At 69.4% G+C, this 17,451-nt stretch carries 14 protein-coding genes; 8 read left to right on the top strand and 6 right to left on the bottom strand.

Annotated elements, in window-relative coordinates; genetic code table 11:
* Positions 1-91 precede the first annotated feature (91 nt).
* Together ACTIGN_RS04905 and ACTIGN_RS04910 are read left to right on the top strand one after the other, a co-directional pair.
* A complete protein-coding gene (locus ACTIGN_RS04905; RefSeq protein ID WP_439621686.1) occupies positions 92-3,796 on the top strand; it encodes a vitamin B12-dependent ribonucleotide reductase in 3,705 nt (1,234 codons plus the stop codon).
* Positions 3,797-3,949: 153 nt separating this feature from the next.
* Positions 3,950-4,549, top strand: a complete 600-nt coding sequence (locus ACTIGN_RS04910; protein ID WP_439621687.1) for a leucine-rich repeat domain-containing protein — start codon at positions 3,950-3,952, stop codon at positions 4,547-4,549.
* A 161-nt stretch (positions 4,550-4,710) separates the two neighbouring features.
* Here the strand turns inward: ACTIGN_RS04910 and ACTIGN_RS04915 are convergent, their stop codons facing one another.
* Positions 4,711-6,267: a 30S ribosomal protein S1 gene (locus ACTIGN_RS04915; protein ID WP_439621688.1), complete on the bottom strand. Its 1,557-nt coding sequence runs from the start codon at positions 6,265-6,267 to the stop codon at positions 4,711-4,713.
* Positions 6,268-6,533: 266 nt separating this feature from the next.
* Between ACTIGN_RS04915 and ACTIGN_RS04920 the strand changes: the two genes are divergently transcribed.
* The 6 genes from ACTIGN_RS04920 (at position 6,534) to ACTIGN_RS04945 (ending at position 14,878) form a co-directional block, all read left to right on the top strand.
* Positions 6,534-7,517: a hypothetical protein gene (locus tag ACTIGN_RS04920; RefSeq protein WP_439621689.1), complete on the top strand. Its 984-nt coding sequence runs from the start codon at positions 6,534-6,536 to the stop codon at positions 7,515-7,517.
* Positions 7,510-8,490, top strand: a complete 981-nt coding sequence (locus ACTIGN_RS04925) for a glycosyltransferase family 2 protein (RefSeq protein WP_439621690.1) — start codon at positions 7,510-7,512, stop codon at positions 8,488-8,490. The genes ACTIGN_RS04920 and ACTIGN_RS04925 overlap by 8 nt, the downstream gene beginning before the upstream one ends.
* 236 nt (positions 8,491-8,726) lie before the next feature.
* The gene (locus ACTIGN_RS04930) at positions 8,727-10,259 is read left to right on the top strand and encodes a hypothetical protein (protein ID WP_439621691.1); all 1,533 of its coding nucleotides are present in this window, start codon (positions 8,727-8,729) and stop codon (positions 10,257-10,259) included.
* Positions 10,260-10,262: 3 nt separating this feature from the next.
* Positions 10,263-11,408 carry a lysostaphin resistance A-like protein gene (locus ACTIGN_RS04935; RefSeq protein WP_439621692.1) on the top strand — a complete coding sequence of 382 codons (1,146 nt, stop codon included), beginning with the start codon at positions 10,263-10,265 and terminating at the stop codon, positions 11,406-11,408.
* A gap of 316 nt (positions 11,409-11,724) precedes the next feature.
* Positions 11,725-12,639 carry a DUF1559 family PulG-like putative transporter gene (locus ACTIGN_RS04940; protein WP_439621693.1) on the top strand — a complete coding sequence of 305 codons (915 nt, stop codon included), beginning with the start codon at positions 11,725-11,727 and terminating at the stop codon, positions 12,637-12,639.
* Positions 12,640-12,925: 286 nt separating this feature from the next.
* A complete protein-coding gene (locus tag ACTIGN_RS04945) occupies positions 12,926-14,878 on the top strand; it encodes a sigma 54-interacting transcriptional regulator (RefSeq protein ID WP_439621694.1) in 1,953 nt (650 codons plus the stop codon).
* 162 nt (positions 14,879-15,040) lie between these two features.
* On the opposite strand, the gene ACTIGN_RS04950 is transcribed toward ACTIGN_RS04945, so the two are convergent.
* The 5 genes from ACTIGN_RS04950 to ACTIGN_RS04970 are packed head-to-tail and all read right to left on the bottom strand — an operon-like array spanning position 15,041 to position 17,406.
* Positions 15,041-15,262 (bottom strand): hypothetical protein, encoded by a 222-nt coding sequence (locus tag ACTIGN_RS04950; protein WP_439621695.1) that lies wholly within the window; start codon positions 15,260-15,262, stop codon positions 15,041-15,043.
* 24 nt (positions 15,263-15,286) lie between these two features.
* The gene (locus ACTIGN_RS04955) at positions 15,287-16,258 is read right to left on the bottom strand and encodes an RluA family pseudouridine synthase (protein ID WP_439621696.1); all 972 of its coding nucleotides are present in this window, start codon (positions 16,256-16,258) and stop codon (positions 15,287-15,289) included.
* Positions 16,259-16,263: 5 nt separating this feature from the next.
* Positions 16,264-16,590: a hypothetical protein gene (locus ACTIGN_RS04960; protein WP_439621697.1), complete on the bottom strand. Its 327-nt coding sequence runs from the start codon at positions 16,588-16,590 to the stop codon at positions 16,264-16,266.
* Position 16,591: 1 nt separating this feature from the next.
* Positions 16,592-16,933 carry a hypothetical protein gene (locus tag ACTIGN_RS04965; RefSeq protein ID WP_439621698.1) on the bottom strand — a complete coding sequence of 114 codons (342 nt, stop codon included), beginning with the start codon at positions 16,931-16,933 and terminating at the stop codon, positions 16,592-16,594.
* A complete protein-coding gene (locus tag ACTIGN_RS04970) occupies positions 16,930-17,406 on the bottom strand; it encodes a hypothetical protein (protein ID WP_439621699.1) in 477 nt (158 codons plus the stop codon). The genes ACTIGN_RS04965 and ACTIGN_RS04970 overlap by 4 nt, the downstream gene beginning before the upstream one ends.
* Positions 17,407-17,451: the final 45 nt, after the last annotated feature.

Genomic DNA, 17,451 nt, shown 5'->3' on the forward strand with positions numbered 1-17,451 from the left:
GGTCGCGGGCCAGGCCGCCCGAGCCGACCGGCAAGAGCACCGGTCGGCCCAACGGCTGCCCCCCGCGACCGAGTTCCCCCGGGAAGTTGTCATGCAGATCGCTCGCCGGTTCACCCGCGAAGGCCAGGACCCGTTCGCTGGGCTGAACTTCGTCGCCCGGGGTTCCTCGATCCGGAACCCCAACGGCAGCGTCGTGTTCGAGATGAACGACGTGATGGTGCCGGAGAAGTGGTCGCAGGTGGCGGTCGACATCCTGGCGCAGAAGTACTTCCGCCGGGCCGGCGTCCCGCAGCGGCTGACGCGCGTCGCCGAGGAGGGCGTGCCGACGTGGCTCCAGCGCAGCGCCGCGGACTCGCCCGACACGCCGCTCGGCGGCGAGACCGACTCGCGGCAGGTGTTCCACCGGCTCGCGGGGTGCTGGGCGTACTGGGGCTGGAAGGGCGGGTACTTCTCGTCGGAGCGCGACGCGCGCACGTTCTACGACGAAACGTGCTACATGCTCGCGGCCCAGATGGCGGCCCCGAACAGCCCGCAGTGGTTCAACACCGGTCTGCACTGGGGCTACGGCATCGCCGGCCCGGCACAGGGGCACTTCTACGTCGACCCCAACAAGAAGCAACTCGAGCGCTCGACCTCCGCGTACGAGCGGCCGGCGCCGCACGCGTGCTTCATCCAGCAGGTCACCGACGATCTGGTGAACGACGGCGGCATCATGGACCTGTGGGTCCGCGAGGCCCGCATCTTCAAGTACGGCAGCGGCACGGGCTCGAACTTCTCGGCGCTGCGCGGCGAGGGCGAGCCGCTCTCCGGGGGCGGGAAGTCGTCGGGCCTGATGAGCTTCCTCAAGATCGGCGACCGGGCGGCGGGGGCCATCAAGAGCGGCGGGACCACGCGCCGCGCCGCGAAGATGGTCGTGCTCGACCTCGACCACCCGGACATCGAGGACTTCGTCAACTGGAAGGTGACCGAGGAGCAGAAGGTCGCGGACCTCGTCACCGGCTCCAAGCTGATGAACAAGCACCTGAACGCGATCCTCCGCGCGATTCAGACGCACCCGACCGCCGACGAGAAGTTCGACCCGATCAAGAACGCCGGGCTCCGCAAGGCGGTCCTGGAGGCCCGCGCCGCGCTGATCCCCGAGAACTACATCGCCCGGGTGATGCAGCTCGCGAAGCAGGGGTTCACGCACCTCGACGTCGAGGAGTACGACACCGACTGGACGTCGAAGGCGTACTACACCGTGTCGGGCCAGAACAGCAACAACTCGGTGCGGATCACCAACGACTTCATGAAGGCGGTGGAGTCGAACGGCCCGTGGCACCTGTACTGGCGCACGGAGCTCGAGAAGGCCAAGGCGGAGAACCGCGCGCCGAAGGCGAAGAAGACGCTGAAGGCCCGCGAACTGTGGGACCAGATCGCCTACGCCGCGTGGAGCTGCGCCGACCCCGGCGTGCAGTTCGACACGACCTTCAACGAGTGGCACACCTGCCCCGTCGACGGCCGCATCAACGCCACGAACCCGTGCTCGGAGTACGCCTTCCTCGACGACACGGCGTGCAACCTCGCGTCGCTGAACCTGCTCACGTTCTTCGACACGAAGGCCAACAAGTTCGACATCGACAGCTACAAGCACGCGGTGCGGATCTGGACGCTGATTCTTGAGATCAGCGTGTACATGGCGCAGTTCCCGAGCCAGTCCGTCGCGCAGAAGTCGTACGACTTCCGCACGCTCGGCCTCGGGTACGCCAACCTCGGCGCGCTGCTCATGGTCCAAGGCATCCCGTACGACTCGGCCGAGGGCCGGGCGCAGTGCGGGGCGCTCACCGCGATCATGCACGCCGGGGCGTACGCGGCGAGCGCCGAGATGGCCGCCGAGGTCGGCACGTTCGACCGCTACCAGGCCAACCGCGACCACATGCTGCGGGTGATCCGCAACCACCGCCGCCCGGCGTACAACGCCGCCCCCGCCGAGTACGAGGGGCTCACCGTCACCCCGGTCGGCATCGACGCCCGGTACTGCCCGCCCGAACTCGTCGCCGCGGCCCGAAGTGAGTCGGACCGGATGCTCGAACTCGGCGAGCGGCACGGGTTCCGCAACGCGCAGGTCACGGTCATCGCGCCGACGGGCACCATCGGCCTCATCATGGACTGCGACACGACCGGCATCGAGCCGGACTTCGCGCTGGTGAAGTTCAAGAAGCTCGCCGGGGGCGGGTACTTCAAGATCATCAACCAGTCGGTCCCGCCGGCGCTGGCGAAGCTCGGGTACGCCCCGTGGCAGGTGGACGACATCGTCCGGTTCTCGAAGGGCGCGGCGACGCTCAGCGGGTGCCCGCACGTGAACCCCGGCAGCCTCCGGGCCAAGGGGTTCACCGACGAGGCGCTCAAGAAGGTCGAGCAGCAGCTCCCCGGCGCGTTCGAGCTGCCGTTCGTGTTCAACCGCTGGACCCTGGGCGACGACTTCCTCAAGAACGTCCTCAAGGTGCCGGCCGAGAAGCTCGACGAGCCGGCGTTCGACCTGCTCGCGTACCTCGGGTTCTCGAAGCAGCAGGTCGCCGAGGCCAGCACGTTCGTGTGCGGCACCATGACCGTCGAGGGCGCGCCGCACCTGAAGGCCGAGCACCTCGCGGTGTTCGACTGTGCGAACAAGTGCGGCAAGACCGGCAAGCGGTTCCTGTCGTGGGAGTCGCACATCCGCATGATGGCGGCCGCCCAGCCGTTCATCAGCGGGGCGATCTCGAAGACGATCAACATGCCGCACGACGCGACCCTCGACGACGTGAAGAAGGCGTACTGGCTGTCGTGGCAGTTGATGACGAAGGCGAACGCGCTGTACCGCGACGGGTCGAAGCTGAGCCAGCCGCTGAACTCGGTGGCCGACTCGGCCGAGGCCGCGGTGCTGGCGAACGTGGTCGCCGAGCCCGAGCGGGAGCTGCGGCCCGAGCCGGTGCAGGTGGCCGAGCGGATCACCGAGCGGATCGTCCACCGGTACATCGCCCGCCGCCGCCGGCTCCCGGACCGCCGCGCCGGGTACACGCAGAAGGCCCGCATCGGCACCCACAAGATGTACATCCGCACGGGCGAGTACGACGACGGCACCCTCGGCGAGATCTTCATTGACATGCACAAGGAGGGCGCGGCCTTCCGGAGCATGACGAACTGCTTCGCCATCGCCGTGTCGCTCGGGCTCCAGCACGGGGTGCCGCTCGAGGAGTACCTCGACGCGTTCCTGTTCACCCGGTTCGAGCCGAACGGGATCGTGCAGGGGAACCCGTACATCAAGATGTCGACGTCGATCATCGACTACATCTTCCGGGAACTCGCGATCACGTACCTCGGCCGGCACGACCTGGCGCACGTCAACCCCGAGGACCTGCGGGCCGACGCGCAGCACGACCCGGAGGACGACCCGGACTTCGAGACGGAAGAGGTGATCTCGGAGCGGACCGTGGACCCGAACGTCCCGTCGCAGTCGAAGCCGTCGCTGGCCCCGCCGCGGTCCACGCACCTGAAGCCGGGGAGTGCGGCGCCGGCCCCGGTGAACGCCCCGACCCCGCCGCGGATCAGCAACGACGCCCGGCCCGCGAAGGCCGCCGCGACCGCAACCGCCCCGGCGGTCAACGTGCAACGCGGCAGCTACCAGCCGGTCGCCGGCTCGGTGGTCGACAAGATCCGCCAGGCGCGTGCGAAGGGGTACGAGGGCGACCCGTGCGCCAACTGCCAGGCGATGACGCTCGTGCGCAGCGGGGCGTGCATGCGGTGCGACACCTGCGGCGTCACCAGCGGCTGCGGGTGACCCCGAGTGAGCGATGACTGGCGATTAACGCGCACCCACCGAAGCGGCCCAGCCCTTCGGTGGGTGCGGTGTTTACCGGGTGGTTGCCCCGCCGCGGCGGGCGGGGTAGCATCGCAGTGCGGGTTCTCTCCTCACTTCCAAGGGACGCTGCCCATGTCGCGTATGTTCCTGTTCGCGTTTCTCATCGCGGCGATGCTCGGCCTCGCGGGCGAGGTGCGGGCCGACCCGGCCGAGGAGGCCTCCGTCAAGTTCGTCGAGAAGCTCGGCGGCACCGTCCAGCGCGAGAAGAAGTCGAAGAACGTCACCGAGGTGTACCTGATCAAGGCCCCGATTACCGACGCGGGCCTGAAGAGCCTTGCCGGCCTGAAGAACCTGACCACGCTCGACCTGGGCCAGACGAAGGTCGGCGACGCGGGGGTGAAGCACCTCGCGGCACTGAAGAGCCTCACCGTGCTGCGGATGGAGAAGTCCGCCGTGAGCGACGACGGGCTCAAGGAGATCGGGAAGCTGACCGGGCTCGCCACGCTCGACCTGAGCGGCACCCAGGTCACCGACGCGGGCATGAAGGAACTCGCCCCGCTCACCGACCTGAAGAAGCTCCAGCTCAGCAACACGCGGCTCACTGACAAGGGGCTGAAGGAACTGGCCCCGCTCAAGGGGCTCACGTTCCTGGACGTGTCGGGGACCAACGTGACCGCGGCGGGGATCAAGGCGCTGAAGAAGGACGTGAAGGGCCGCGTCGTCGGGCCGTGAGTGCCGCACGGTGGGCGACTCGCTCCGCGAGTCGCGCCCCGGCGCACCGAAGGGAACCGTCTGGTGGCACAGGCCAGAGGCCTGTGCCACCAATCGATCCGGGCGGGGTACTCGTCATCGTGACCGGTGTCACTCGCGGAGCGAGTGACCTACCTTGGCCGTCACGGCGCGTCGTACTTGAACGGCGCGGCCCCGATGCCGCCGCGGAGGTTCGGGTTCACCGGGCGGCTGGCCATCTTCTCGGCAGCCGCCTTCTCGTCGGCCTCGCGCTCGGCGGTCTCGGCCGCGGTCTCGGCGTCCTCCTTCTCCTGCGAGATCGACTTCAGGCTCAGCGCGATCCGCCGCGTCTCGGGGTCGACGCTCAGCACCTCGACCTGAACGACCTGCCCCTCCTCCACCACGTCGCGGACCCGCCGCACCCGCTGGGTGGAGAGTTCGGAGACGTGGACGAGCCCCTCGACGCCCGGCTCCAGCTCCACGAACGCGCCGAACTCGGCGACCCGCGTGACCTTCCCCTGCAGCCGGGCCCCGGCCTTCACCCGGTCGGCGAACTCGGTGAACGGGCTCGTGATGAGTTCCTTCACGCTCAGGCCGATCTTGCGGGCGTCGCGGTCCACCCGGGTCACCTTCACCTCGACCTGCTGGCCGATCTTGACGACCTCGTTGAGGTCGTTGACCCGCTGCCACGAGAACTCGGAGATCGGGATCAGCCCGTCGGCCCCGCCCAGGTCCACGAACGCGCCGAACGCCTTGATGCTCTTCACGATCCCCTTGAGGACCGCCCCCTCCTGGATCGTGGCCCAGAACTGCTCGGCCTTCTGCTGCCGCTCGCGCTCCATGATCGCCCGCCGGCTGACGATCAGGTTCCGCTCCTCGGGGTCCAGTTCCACGACCTGCACGCGGAGCCGCTGGTTGATGAACTGGTCGATGTCCTCGACCCGGTACATGTCGAGCTGGCTCGCGGGGAGGAACCCCTTGATCCCGTTCACCTCGATCGTCAGGCCGGTCTTGTTCTTGTTGGTGCCGGTGACCTTCGCCTCGACGATCATGTGCAGCGACACGCTCGACCAGTCCGTGACCGACTGGACCGACCCCTCGCGGGTCAGGAGGAGCAGCCCGTTGGCCGCGTCGTACCGGTCGATGTCGAACTCGACCACGTCGCCGACCTTGGGGGCGGCCCCGTCGAACTGTTCGAGCGGGAGCAGCCCCTGGCCGCGGCCGCCGGGCACCTCGACGAACACGTCCTGCCCGTGGATGCTGACCACGCGGCCCGACTTCCGCTGGCCGGGGGTGCGGGCCCCGGTGCTCCGCTGGCCGGTGTGCGCGGCCGACGCCTCGAGCTCCGAGAACCCGCTGATCGCCTGGTTCAGCTCGTCCTCGATCATCTTGTCGAGTTCGCGGTTGTTCGGCTTGAACCCCTTGAACCCGCCCTCGGACAGGTTCGCCGGCATCCCGCCCACGTTCAGCGGCTTGTCGCGGGGCGGCTTGTCGCCCGCCGGGAACCCGCGGGACGCACCGCCGGGCCGCGGGCCGCCGGGCTTGGGCGGCCCGCCGCGGTTGTTGCTGCCGGGGCCGGCCGGCACGCCGGGACCGCGGTACCCGGTCGCGGGCGGCGGCTTCGGGGCCGCCACGGGCGCAGGTGCGGGGGTCGGGGCCGGGGCCGGGGCGGCGGTATTCTCAGCGGCGGGGGGGGTCGGCGGGGTCGGTTCGGTGCTCATCGTCGGTCCTCCATTCGTTCTGTGAAACTTATCAGGCCGGGGGAAGCGCGACAACGGAACGTGCTAGGCGAGGCACCACGAACCCAGAAGACCCAGGGTTTACACCCTGGGCTACGCACTGTCGTCCCTCCGGGACTTCAAACCAACCAATTACCCGAGCCCCCGAAGGGGGCGGCAGTCCGTAGCCCAGGGTGTAAACCCTGGGTCCGACGGTGTAAACCCTGGGTCCACTGGGTGGGTGCCGGGGCGGCCACTAGAATCGCCCCATGTCTTCAGAGACCCGACACCGGCTGTGGTTCGCTGCGAAGACCGCCCTGGCGCTGGCCGTCGTCGCCGGGGTGGCGCGGTACTTCCACACCATCCTGACGCACGCCGACTTCGACCCGCGGCAACTGCGGGTGCGGCTCGACCTGCTCGTACCCGCCGGCGCGCTGTACCTCCTCGCGCACTGCTGCTGGGCGACGTTCTGGGTGAGGTTGCTGCACAACCAGGGCGTCGCCGTGTCGTGGGGGCTCGGGCTCCGGGCGTACTTCGTCAGCCAGCTCGGCAAGTACGTCCCCGGGAAGGCGTGGGTGATCCTGCTGCGGGTCGGCATCCTGCGGCACTACGGCGGGCACCCGCTCCCCGTCGCCGTGACCGCGACCTACGAGGCGCTGTGCAGCATGGCCGCGGGGGCGCTGCTGGCCGTTCTGCTCCTCCCGCAACTGGGCGTGCTGCCCGTGGACCTGTCGAGCAACGTCGCGGCGCTGCTCGCGGTGGCGGCGCTGCCGGTGGCGCTGGGCGTACTGAACAAGCTCGCGGCGCGGGTCGTCGCGAAGAAGCGTGGGCCGGACGCGCGGCCGCTGCCGGCCCCGTCGGTGTTCCTGCTCGCACAGGGGCTCGTTCACGGGGCGGTCGGGCACGGCCTGCTCGGGCTGAGCCTCGGGCTGACGATCGCCGCCGTCGCCCCGCAATCGGCCGCGCTCACCGAGACGTACCCGGCCGACCTCGGCGCGTCGGCGATCGCGTACGTCGCGGGGTTCGTCGCGCTCGTCGTCCCCGGGGGGTTGGGCGTGCGCGAGTACGTCCTGAAGGTCGCGCTGACGCCGCGGTTCGCCGAGGCGCTCGGCCCGCAGGAGGCCGCGGGGCTGGCGGTCGTGATCGCGCTCGTCCTCCGGCTCGTGTGGACCGCCGCCGAGGTCCTGGTCGCCGCCGCTCTGTACCTCCTTCCCGCACCCGCACCCACCTTCCCGCCGCACCACAATGCCTGACGCCGCCGACCCCGGCCTGCTGTCGCTCGTGATCCCCGTGTTCAACGAGCACGACAGCCTCGCTCCACTGTTGACTGAGATCACAGAAGTCGTCGCCGGGATCGACCTGCGGGTCGAGGTGATCTTCGTGGACGACGGCAGCACCGACGGCTCGTGGCAACTGGTCCGCGAGCTGGCCGCGAAGGACGAGCGGGTCCGCGGGGTCCGGTTCCGGCGGAACTTCGGCAAGGCCGCGGCGCTGGAGGCCGGGTTCAAGGCGGCCCGCGGCGGCGTAGTGATGACGCTCGACGCCGACCTCCAGGACGACCCGCACGAGATCCCCAACTTCCTCAAGGCGGTCCGCGGCGGGCTCGACGTGGTGAGCGGGTGGAAGAAGGTGCGGCTCGACCCGATCCACAAGACGTTCCCGAGCCGCGTGTTCAACCGCATGGTCGGGGTGGTCACCAAGGTCCACCTGCACGACCACAACTGCGGGTTCAAGGCGTACCGGGCCGACGTGCTCCGCGAGCTGCACCTGTACGGCGAGATGCACCGGTTCGTGCCGGTGCTGGCGGCCGGCCGCGGGTTCAAGGTCGGCGAGCTGGCGATCCACCACCGGCCGCGGCAGTTCGGGCGGTCGAAGTACGGGTGGCAGCGGTTCGTGAAGGGGTTCCTCGACCTGGTGACGGTCCACTTCCTGACGAAGTTCGGCCGCCGCCCGCAGCACCTCCTCGGCAGCTACGGACTGCTCGCCACCGGCCTCGGGTTCCTCGGCTTCTTCGCGCTGCTCGTGAACCTCGTTCTGCACCAGATCGACCCGGCCCTCGGCTTCGGGGCGGTGACGCAGCTCTACGTACTGGTGCTCTCGGGCGGGCTGGTGCTGGGCGGGGCGCAGTTCCTGTTCACCGGGCTGCTGGCCGAACTCGTCGTGGCGCGAAAAATGATGGAGCAGGAACCGTTCAGCGTCGTCGAACGCACGCAGCAAAAGGAATGAGCCGCACGATGAACGCAGCGAACACACGATCAACACCGAAGAACGTTGGCCGCAAAAAAGCACAGAAGTCACAAAAAGGAAGGACTCGAAACCCGTGCTCCTGGCTTCTCGCTCAACGCTCTTCTTTTGTGACTTCTGTGCTTTTTTGCGGCCATCGTTCGTCTTCGTTTTCTGTCTGAATCGTGCCTCGGATCGGTCTTGATCGTGCGGCTCATTCTTCCTTCTCCGGGCCAGCCATGTCCGACGCCTCCGACACCCGCCGCACCGTGTACCTGCTGCTGACGGCGGTGGCGGTCGCCGCCGCGGCGGCCCGCGTGTTCGGGGCCGAGAACCTGTTCGAGCCGAGCCGGTACACGCCGCCGGCCGACGGGTACACGGCGAATGCGCCCGACCCGCCGCGCGCGTGGCCCGCGACGCGCCCCGACCCCACGCCGATGTTCAGCTCGAACGACCGCTCGCGGTTCGCCACGATCCGCGCACTCGTCGACGAGGGAACCTACGCGATCGGCCGCCGGGTGTACCCCGACGGCGAAGATCCGAAGCGGTTCAAGGATGAGGGGATTGTCGCCGAGCCGCAGTACAAGAGCCTCGACATCGTGCTGCGGCCGCTGGGCGACGGCGCGACCGGACCGCAGACCCGCGAGTTCTACAGCAGCAAGCCGCCGCTCATGCCGACGCTCCTCGCCGGGGAGTATTGGTTCCTGAAGAAGGTGTTCGGCCTCGACATCGTCCGCGACCGGTTCGTCGTGATGCCGCTCATCGTGTTCACCGTGAACGTGCTGCCGTTCGCGGTGTACCTCGTGCTGCTCGCGCGCCTCGTCGAGGGTGCGGGGAAGACCGACTTCGGCCGCATCCTCGCGTTCACGACCGGGGCCGTCGGCACGTTCCTCGTCACATTCTCGGGCACGCTGAACAACCACTCGCCGGCCGCGTTCTGCGTGCTGTTCGCCGCGTACCCGCTGGTGCGAGCGCTGCAAGAGAAGCGCGACATGCCGCCCGCGGGCTACCTGTGCTGCGGGTTCTTCGCGAGCTTCGCGGCGACGTTCGACCTGCCGGCGGCGGCGCTGCTCGCGGCCCTCGGGCTCCCGCTGCTCGTCGCGCGCACCCGCAACACGCTGCTGTTCTTCGTGCCGGGCGCGATCCTGCCGCTGCTGGCGCTCTTGGCGTGCAACGCGGCGGCGATGGGGCAACTGATGCCGGCGTACAGCGAGTTCGGCGGGCCGTGGTACAACTTCGTTGGGAGCCACTGGGCGAAGCGCGGGACGCCGCTCGCGAAGGGGATCGACTTCAACGAGGAGCCGACGGCGGTCTACGCCTTCCACCTGCTCTTCGGGCACCACGGGTGGTTCAGCCTGACGCCGGTGTGGTTCCTTTCGCTCGGGGCGCTCGTGGGGCTCGGCATCCGCAGCGCCGCCGACGTGCGGAAGATGTTCGCGAAGCCGGCCGGCACCGGGTGGACGCCCGAGGTGTTCGCGGCAATGACGCTGGTGGTGTCGGTGACGGTGTTCGCGTTCTACCTGACCCGCACGCAGAGCTACAACTACGGGGGGAACACGAGCGGCCCGCGGTGGCTGTTCTGGCTGATCCCGCTGTGGGTGCTCGCGGTCCCGCCCGCGGCCGACCGGCTCGCGACCTCGCGGGGCGGCCGCGGACTGTGCGCCGTGCTGCTGACGTTCTCCGTGTTCGCGGTGTTCTACCCGGCGGCCAACCCGTGGCGGAACCCGTGGGTGCTGTCGCTGCTCGAATACACCGGGGTCAAGCGGTACTGAACCATGCCCGACCAACCTCCCGCCGACGCACCGCCGCTCGTGACCCGGGTCGAGCCCCCTGCCTCGGCCCCGCAGAATCCGCGGCCCGGGTTCTGGGGTGCGGTGCTGTGGTGCGGGTTCTTCCTCGCCGTGCAACTCGGCAGTGCCATCGCGATGATCGTCGCGTTCCTCGGCGTCGCGGCCGCCCGGAGCGACGACGCGGGGAAGTTCCTCAACGACCAACTCGCGGGGTTCGTCAGCGCCGCGGCCAAGGCCGGCCCGAACGACCCGCCGCGGCCGCCGGTGCCGACCGAGATCGCGCAGTCGCTCGCCTACGGGATGCTCGCCGCACAGGTCGCGTCGGTCGGCGCGATCCTGCTCGTCGTCCCGCGGGTGGTCGGCCGCGACTGGAAGCGGCAGATCGGCGTCCGCACGCCGGCCGGGCTTCACGTGTTCCTCGCGGTCCTCGTCGTCCCCGCGTTCATGCTCCTGGCCGAGGGGATTCAGGAGTTGTTCCTGCGGCTCACGGGGATCACCCGCCCGGCGGCGAACGAGGCGCTGAACGGCACCTTCGCCACGGTGCCGCTGGTCGTCACGCTGCTGGCGGTCGCGGTCGGCCCGGGGGTGGTCGAGGAGTTCTGGTGCCGCGGGTTCCTCGGCCGCGGGCTGTGCGCTCGATACGGACTGCGCTGGGGCGTGCTCGCAACGTCCGTGCTGTTCGGCCTGCTCCACATGGACCCGTCGCTGGTGTTCATCACCGGCCTGATGGGCGCGTACTTGCACTTCCTGTTCCTCGCCTCGCGCTCGATCTGGGTGCCGGTCGTCCTCCACCTCCTGAACAACGGGCTGACGATCTTCGCCCTGCTGAACCCGGCGCTCCGGGCCGCGGGTGCGGCGCTCCAGGAGGACAAGCCGGGTTACCGTGCGGTCATCGACATCGCGGCGCTCGGGCTGATCGTGTTCGTGAGCGTTGCCCTGTGGACGAGCCGGGCGAAGCTGAGCGACGACGCGACCGCGTCCGGGTGGGCGCCCGAGTACCCCGGCGTCTCGGCCCCGCCGCCGGAAGCGCAGCGGCGAACCGAGTACGGTGAGGTGAGCCCCGCGGCGATGTTCCTGGCGCTCGGCTCGTTCGGGGTCCTGGCGTACCTGCTGTCGCAGTACGCCCCGTGACGTCGCGTCGACCTCTCACCGGATCTGTTGGGTTCGTGTTGGTCCGAGCCCGAGCGCCGAGCGAGGGTTCACGTGGACCCTCGCTCGGCGCTCGGGCTCGGACCCGTCCACCACGGTTCCGGCTCAACCGGACGTGGTATCACGCCCGCGTCATCACTTCTCGGGTACGCTCGGGACCGGTGGGCGGAAAATGCGCTCCTTCGCTCTCGCGTTCGCACCGCCCTCAGCTAGAATCGGGGCGCTGCCCGACCGCCGCCCCAACTCAGGGGCGGCCCCGCACACCGCCGGTCGTCCTCTCTCTTCCGGGGTTAGTCACATGATCCGCCGTCCCAGGTCCGCGTTCACCCTCATCGAGTTGTTGGTCGTCATCGCCATTATTGCGATCCTCATTGGCTTGCTCCTCCCCGCCGTGCAGAAGGTCCGCGAGGCCGCGGCCCGCACCAAGTGCAACAACAACCTCAAGCAGTGGGCGCTGGCGGCCCACGGCGCGAACGACGCGATCGGGCGGCTCCCCCCGCAGATGGGCTCGTTCGCCGGGGCGCACGGGTCGGTCTTCTGGCACCTGCTCCCCTACGTCGAGCAGAAGGCGCTGTGGGACGTGGTGCCGTTCAACACCACCCGCAACGAGAAGGTGCCGACCACCTACGTGAACGACCCGTCGGCGATCACGATCCTCCCGGTGGTCCGGTGCCCGTCGGACCCGAGCCTGCCGCAGGCGAAGCTCCGTATGTACTGGGAGGCCGGGAGCTACGCCGGGAACTACCAGGTGTTCGGGACGGCCCCGGCCGTCCCGGGCGCGGCGACGTGCGACAACGTGGGGTACGAACTGAACGGCAAGGCCCGCCTCCCGACGACGTTCGCCGACGGCACGTCAAGCACAATCATGTTCGCGGAGAAGCTCGGGTACTGCGGCGACATCGCCGGGACGATCGGGAACTTCACCGTCGGCGGCAAGCCGGGCGGGAACGCGTGGTCGCGATGGGACTGCGTGGACAACTGGGACCCGGTGTTCGCGCTGTGGCAGACCGGGGCCGCGTCGATGTTCCAGGTGAACCCGAAGTGGGACCAGGCGGCGTGCGACTACCGCGTGGCGTCCACCGCCCACACGGGCGGGATGATGGCCGCGTTCGGCGACGGGAGCGTGCGGAGCCTGGCCGGGGCGATCGACCCCGCGACCGTGTGGTGGCCGCTCGTCACCCCCGCCGGCGGCGAAGTGGTGGGGAACTACTGACGCCCGATACGGTGTGCAGGTCGCAAGGTTCCAAGAGCGGCCCTGGTCCGAGCCCGAGCGCCGAGCGAGGGGTGAGCGTGACCCCTCGCTCGGCGCTCGGGCTCGGACCAGACCAGTAGACAGGAATCCGGTGGCCCCGGGACGAGTCCGGCGGGGTTCGCCCCGCGTCAGAAGTCTCGGGGCCGGTTGGAGCCGCGCGGGCCGGAAAGCCGGTATCGGTGTTGCCCGAAATGGTGTTCCCGCTCTATCGTAGAGTGAGACTCGTTCCACCGGCACCCGACGGCTCATGTCGAAGCTCCCCAGCGCGTTCCTCGTCGCCCGAAAGGACGACGGGTTCGGTGACGTGTACCCGCTCCAGCTCGGGACGCGGTACCGCATGGGCCGTTCGCCCGCGAACAAGCTCGCGCTCCAGGACGACCTGTGCAGCCGCGAGCACGCCGAGGTGTACCCGGACGCCAACGGGTGGTTCGTCCGCGACCTCGGGAGCCTGAACGGGACGCACGTCAACGGCGAGCCGGTCCGGGCCGAGCGGTCGCTCCGGCCGCTCGACGAGATCCGCGTCGGGCGCACCAAGCTGGTGTTCGTCGAGCAGCTCTCGCAGCTCCCCCACGCGGCCGGCGGCGACGGCGACGGCCCCGACCGGACCGACGGCCTCGTCATCCGCAAGCGGCTCGGGACCACCCGGTACCAGCCCGACCCGACCATTCAGATGGAGGACGAGACGGTCGCCGACCAGCAGCGGATCCAGCCGCAGCAGGCGATCTCGGTGCTGTACCGCCTCGCGCTCGACATGGCCGGCGCGCGGGACCTCAACGAGCTGTGCGAGCTGGTGGTGGACGCGATCTTCCGGGCGACCCCGGCCGAGGTCGTCGCCGTGCTGGCCCTGAGGGACAACAAGGACCCCGAGCCGGTCGTGTACCGGACCCGCGGGATCGGCACCCGGACGTACCACAAGGTGTCGAGCTTCGTGAGCCACGAGGTGCTCGACTCGAAGCACGCGGTCCTCGCCGCGAACGTCGCCGAGAGCGCCGCGCTGAAGAACCGCGACAGCCTCACCGAGCTGCAGATCTCGAGCCTGATCTGCGCCCCGGTGACGTTCGGGGACCAGTTCGTCGGCCTGCTGCACCTGTACCGGGCGCACCCGGCGGTGCCGCTGAACGCCGACGACCTGGAGTTCACCCTCGCGGTCGCCCGGCAGCTCGGGGCCGTGTGGCACCGGCTCCGGACCGAGTCGTCGCTGACCGCCGAGGTCCGCAGCCTCAAGGACCTGCTCCGGGTCGAGTCCGAGCTCGTGGGCGAGAGCCCGGCGCTGGCGGTCGTGGCCACGCAGGTCGGCCGCGTCGCAGAGACCAAGGCGACGGTGCTGATCCGCGGGGAGAGCGGCAGCGGCAAGGAACTCGTCGCCCGCGCGATCCACCAGAGCAGCCCGCGGCGGGACCGCCCGTTCGTGTGCCTGAACTGCGCCGCACTCACCGAGTCGCTGCTGGAGAGCGAGCTGTTCGGCCACGAGAAGGGCGCGTTCACCGGCGCGACCGAGCGGATGATCGGGAAGTTCGAGGCCGCCGACCAGGGGACCATCTTCCTCGACGAGATCGGGGAGATGTCGCTGCCCACGCAGGCCAAGTTCCTCCGGGTGCTGGAGGGGCACCCGTTCGAGCGGGTCGGCGGGAACGTGGCGATCAAGGCCGACGTCCGCGTGGTCGCCGCCACCAACCGCCCGCTCGAGGACGCGGTCCGGGGCGGCGCGTTCCGCCGCGACCTGTTCTTCCGCCTGCAAGTCGTTCAACTCGACGTGCCGCCGCTCCGGGACCGCGCCGCCGACGTGCCGCTCCTGGCCGACCACTTCCTGAAGCGGTTCGTCCGCGAGACCGGCCGCAAGATCCGCGGGTTCACGCCCGCGGCGCTGGACAAGCTCCGGGGGCACCGCTGGCCCGGGAACGTGCGGGAGCTGAAGAACGTAATCGAGCGGGCGGTGGCCCTCGGCTCCGGCCCGCTCGTCGACGTCGCGGACGTATGGCTGTCGGAGGTGGACCTGAGCGTGTTCAGCGACCCCGAGAAGACGACCCCGGCCGCCGGGCACGGCGCGTTCAAGCCCGTCTCGCTGGAGGAGATCGAGAAGGCGCACATCCTGGAGACGCTGAAGTACACGGACTGGAACAAGTCGCAGGCCGCCGCGATCCTCGGCATCGAGCGCTCGACCCTCGACCGCAAGATCAAGAGCTACGGACTGGTGAAGTAGTCGAGCCTCACGGGGGCCACTGTGGCGAGGCTAAAACTACCGGCCGGCGCGGAAGCCGGATACCGCCTGGAGCATCGCGACGCCTTTGAGTGGACCTTCACCATTCACGTTTACGGGCGTGGACGCGATGGGTGGTTTGTCGCCTCCCGGCGTGACGCAGTATCACTCGACAGCGGCCACCAGTACCTGACGTCCGGCACTTGGCTGATGCTGACCGATTTCATCGGCAGAAGTGGCTTCTGGGGTTTTCCTGAGACGGTTCCCGAGCATGCGGACCGTGTTGTGGATGATGGCGATTGGATGACGCTCACGGGTCGAGACGGCGAGCGCCACCACGAGGTCCGGCGGTTCGTTTGGCGGGAGCCAGAACTGGATCGACTGCACGAGTGGCTACGTCGGATCTCTGGCCTATTTCCCTCCGCGTAGCCTCTCCACGAACTTCATCAGGTCGGCCGGCATCGGCATCGCCCAGTGCAGCGTCGCGCCGCTCGCCGGGTGGGTGAAGCCGAGTTCGGTCGCGTGCAGGGCCAGCCGCGGCGCGCCGCTCGTGTCGTCGAACACCGAGCCGTCACGCCGCTTCGTGTACACCTTGTCGCCGCACACCGGGTGCCCGGACTCCGACAGGTGGATGCGGATCTGGTGGGTGCGGCCCGTCTCCAGCCGGCACGACAGCAGCGTGTACCCCGGCAGCCGCTCCTCGACCGTGACGTGCGTGGTCGCCACCTTACCAACATCCGGCATGGACGTACTGCCGCGGCGGCCGTCCCCGCGGTCCGGGACGAGGCTCGACGTGATCGTGCGGGCGGTCATGACGCCCGGCACCACGGTGAGGTAGCGGCGGACGACGGTGTGCTTGCGGAACTGGAGCCCGAGCTCCCGCTCGGCCAGCACCGACCGGGCGAACGACACGAGGCCGCTCGTCTCCTTGTCGAGCCGGTGGACGATCCGCAGCCGCGGGATGTCGTTCGACGAGCGGCCGAGTTGCTTGGCGATCGCCCACTGCGTGAGGTCTTCAAGCGTCGGGTCGAGTTCGCGGCGCTGCTCGGACCACTCGAGTTCCGCGGGGTGGCGGACCGTGTTGACGCCCGCCGGCTTCTCGACGACGACGACGTGGTCGTCGAGGTGGCGGACGACGAGGCGGTCCGGGTGCGCGACGCGGGGCAGCGGCTTCGGGTGGTCGAACAGGACGATGACCTCGTCCTCCTTGAGGCGGCGGGCGTCGTCGGAGCACACGGCGTCGCCGACCTTGACGCGCCGCGCGGCGATGAGCTTGCGGACCTCGCCCCACGACGGGCCGCCGAGCCGCGACCGCAGCACCTTGGCGAGCGTGTGGCCGGCTTCCTGGGGGGACACGGTGAACGGGGGGAGCGTTGCGGACATCGGGGTCACTTCTTCAGGAACAGGACGGCCAGTTGGATGCCGAGGGTGAGGAGCGACCCGCCGAACAGGAGCCCGACCTGGAACACCCGCCGCGCGCTCTCGTCGCGCCACTTCTTCAACTCGGCGATCTGCTCCTGGAGCACCCCGAGTTGGACGAGCAGGGCGGGGACGTCCAGCGTCTCAAGCGTTGCCTCAAGTTTGGTCAAGCGGTCGCGGATCTCCAAAAGATTTGCGCGGCGAACCTCGTCCTTGATCCCGTCCAGGTGACTGATGAATTTGTTCAGTTCGATCTGGAGATCCCGAACAGCCTCCGTGAGCGATTTCGCGGCCATCTCAGTCCTCCAACTGGCTGATGAGTTCGTTGACTTTCCGCATCTGGCGGTGCGTCCTTTGTTGGAGGACGTCGTTCCAGAGCTGAACCAGCCGCAGTTCACGCATGTCGGCAGGTACGAGTTGGTTCGGCGCGAACCACTGGCCCCGCTTGTAGTCTTCGTCCTGGAGGTCCAGGCCGATGGTCGGCTCTCCGCTCGGTCCGGGCCTCAAGTGCCACCGCACCACGGCCTCGCTGTCCGCGTCGGTGTCCCGCGACGCCAGGAAGTCGGCGGCGGCGTCCAGAATGCGGACCAGATCGTCGCGGCCCTTCAGCGCGTCGTCGATGTGCTTCTCGACCTTCATTTCGTGCCCTCCCCTTCCTCCTCATCATCGCCCTCGGCGTCGCCCACGTCCACGCCGGACCAGTCGTCGTCCGGGTCCGGGATGTCCATGTACGCGGTGCAGTGCGGGCACGTCTCGGTCGTCCCCATCGAGGCGGCCGGCCACTCGGACGTCTTCCCGCACTCCTCGCACGCCGCGGTGACGGTGCCGGTGCGGGTCGCGCGCTTCTCGCGGAGCGCGTCCAGCTTCGCACGCGCGATCGCGGTGCCGAGCACCTCGCGGGCCTGCTCGGCCTGCTTCTCGTCCGCCACGCGGACCTCGATCCCGTCCGTGGTGACCATGTCGGCCCCGCCGAGGACCGGCTCGGGATCGGCCCTCGGCACCGGGGCCGCCAACTCGGCCGTGAGGCCCTCCTTGCTCAGGAGCGCCACCACCGCCTCGGCCACCTTCGGGCTGTCCGCGACGAACACGGTCAGCGGGTTGTCGTCTGCCATTATCTCTCTCCGGCTCGGGTGGGCGGACATCGAACCGCGGTCGCG

It is taken from the genome of Gemmata sp. (assembly GCF_051859125.1).
Lineage (GTDB): Bacteria > Planctomycetota > Planctomycetia > Gemmatales > Gemmataceae > Gemmata.

Excerpts from the sequence above, each read along its gene's own strand:
- ACTIGN_RS04965 (WP_439621698.1), bottom strand. The coding sequence starts at position 16,933 with ATGAAGGTCGAGAAGCACATCGACGACGCGCTGAAGGGCCGCGACGAT.
- ACTIGN_RS04905 (WP_439621686.1), top strand. The coding sequence starts at position 92 with ATGCAGATCGCTCGCCGGTTCACCCGCGAAGGCCAGGACCCGTTCGCT.
- ACTIGN_RS04925 (WP_439621690.1), top strand. The coding sequence starts at position 7,510 with ATGCCTGACGCCGCCGACCCCGGCCTGCTGTCGCTCGTGATCCCCGTG.
- ACTIGN_RS04960 (WP_439621697.1), bottom strand. The coding sequence starts at position 16,590 with ATGGCCGCGAAATCGCTCACGGAGGCTGTTCGGGATCTCCAGATCGAA.
- ACTIGN_RS04930 (WP_439621691.1), top strand. The coding sequence starts at position 8,727 with ATGTCCGACGCCTCCGACACCCGCCGCACCGTGTACCTGCTGCTGACG.
- ACTIGN_RS04915 (WP_439621688.1), bottom strand. The coding sequence starts at position 6,267 with ATGAGCACCGAACCGACCCCGCCGACCCCCCCCGCCGCTGAGAATACC.
- ACTIGN_RS04970 (WP_439621699.1), bottom strand. The coding sequence starts at position 17,406 with ATGGCAGACGACAACCCGCTGACCGTGTTCGTCGCGGACAGCCCGAAG.
- ACTIGN_RS04945 (WP_439621694.1), top strand. The coding sequence starts at position 12,926 with ATGTCGAAGCTCCCCAGCGCGTTCCTCGTCGCCCGAAAGGACGACGGG.
- ACTIGN_RS04920 (WP_439621689.1), top strand. The coding sequence starts at position 6,534 with ATGTCTTCAGAGACCCGACACCGGCTGTGGTTCGCTGCGAAGACCGCC.
- ACTIGN_RS04935 (WP_439621692.1), top strand. The coding sequence starts at position 10,263 with ATGCCCGACCAACCTCCCGCCGACGCACCGCCGCTCGTGACCCGGGTC.
- ACTIGN_RS04910 (WP_439621687.1), top strand. The coding sequence starts at position 3,950 with ATGTCGCGTATGTTCCTGTTCGCGTTTCTCATCGCGGCGATGCTCGGC.
- ACTIGN_RS04940 (WP_439621693.1), top strand. The coding sequence starts at position 11,725 with ATGATCCGCCGTCCCAGGTCCGCGTTCACCCTCATCGAGTTGTTGGTC.
- ACTIGN_RS04955 (WP_439621696.1), bottom strand. The coding sequence starts at position 16,258 with ATGTCCGCAACGCTCCCCCCGTTCACCGTGTCCCCCCAGGAAGCCGGC.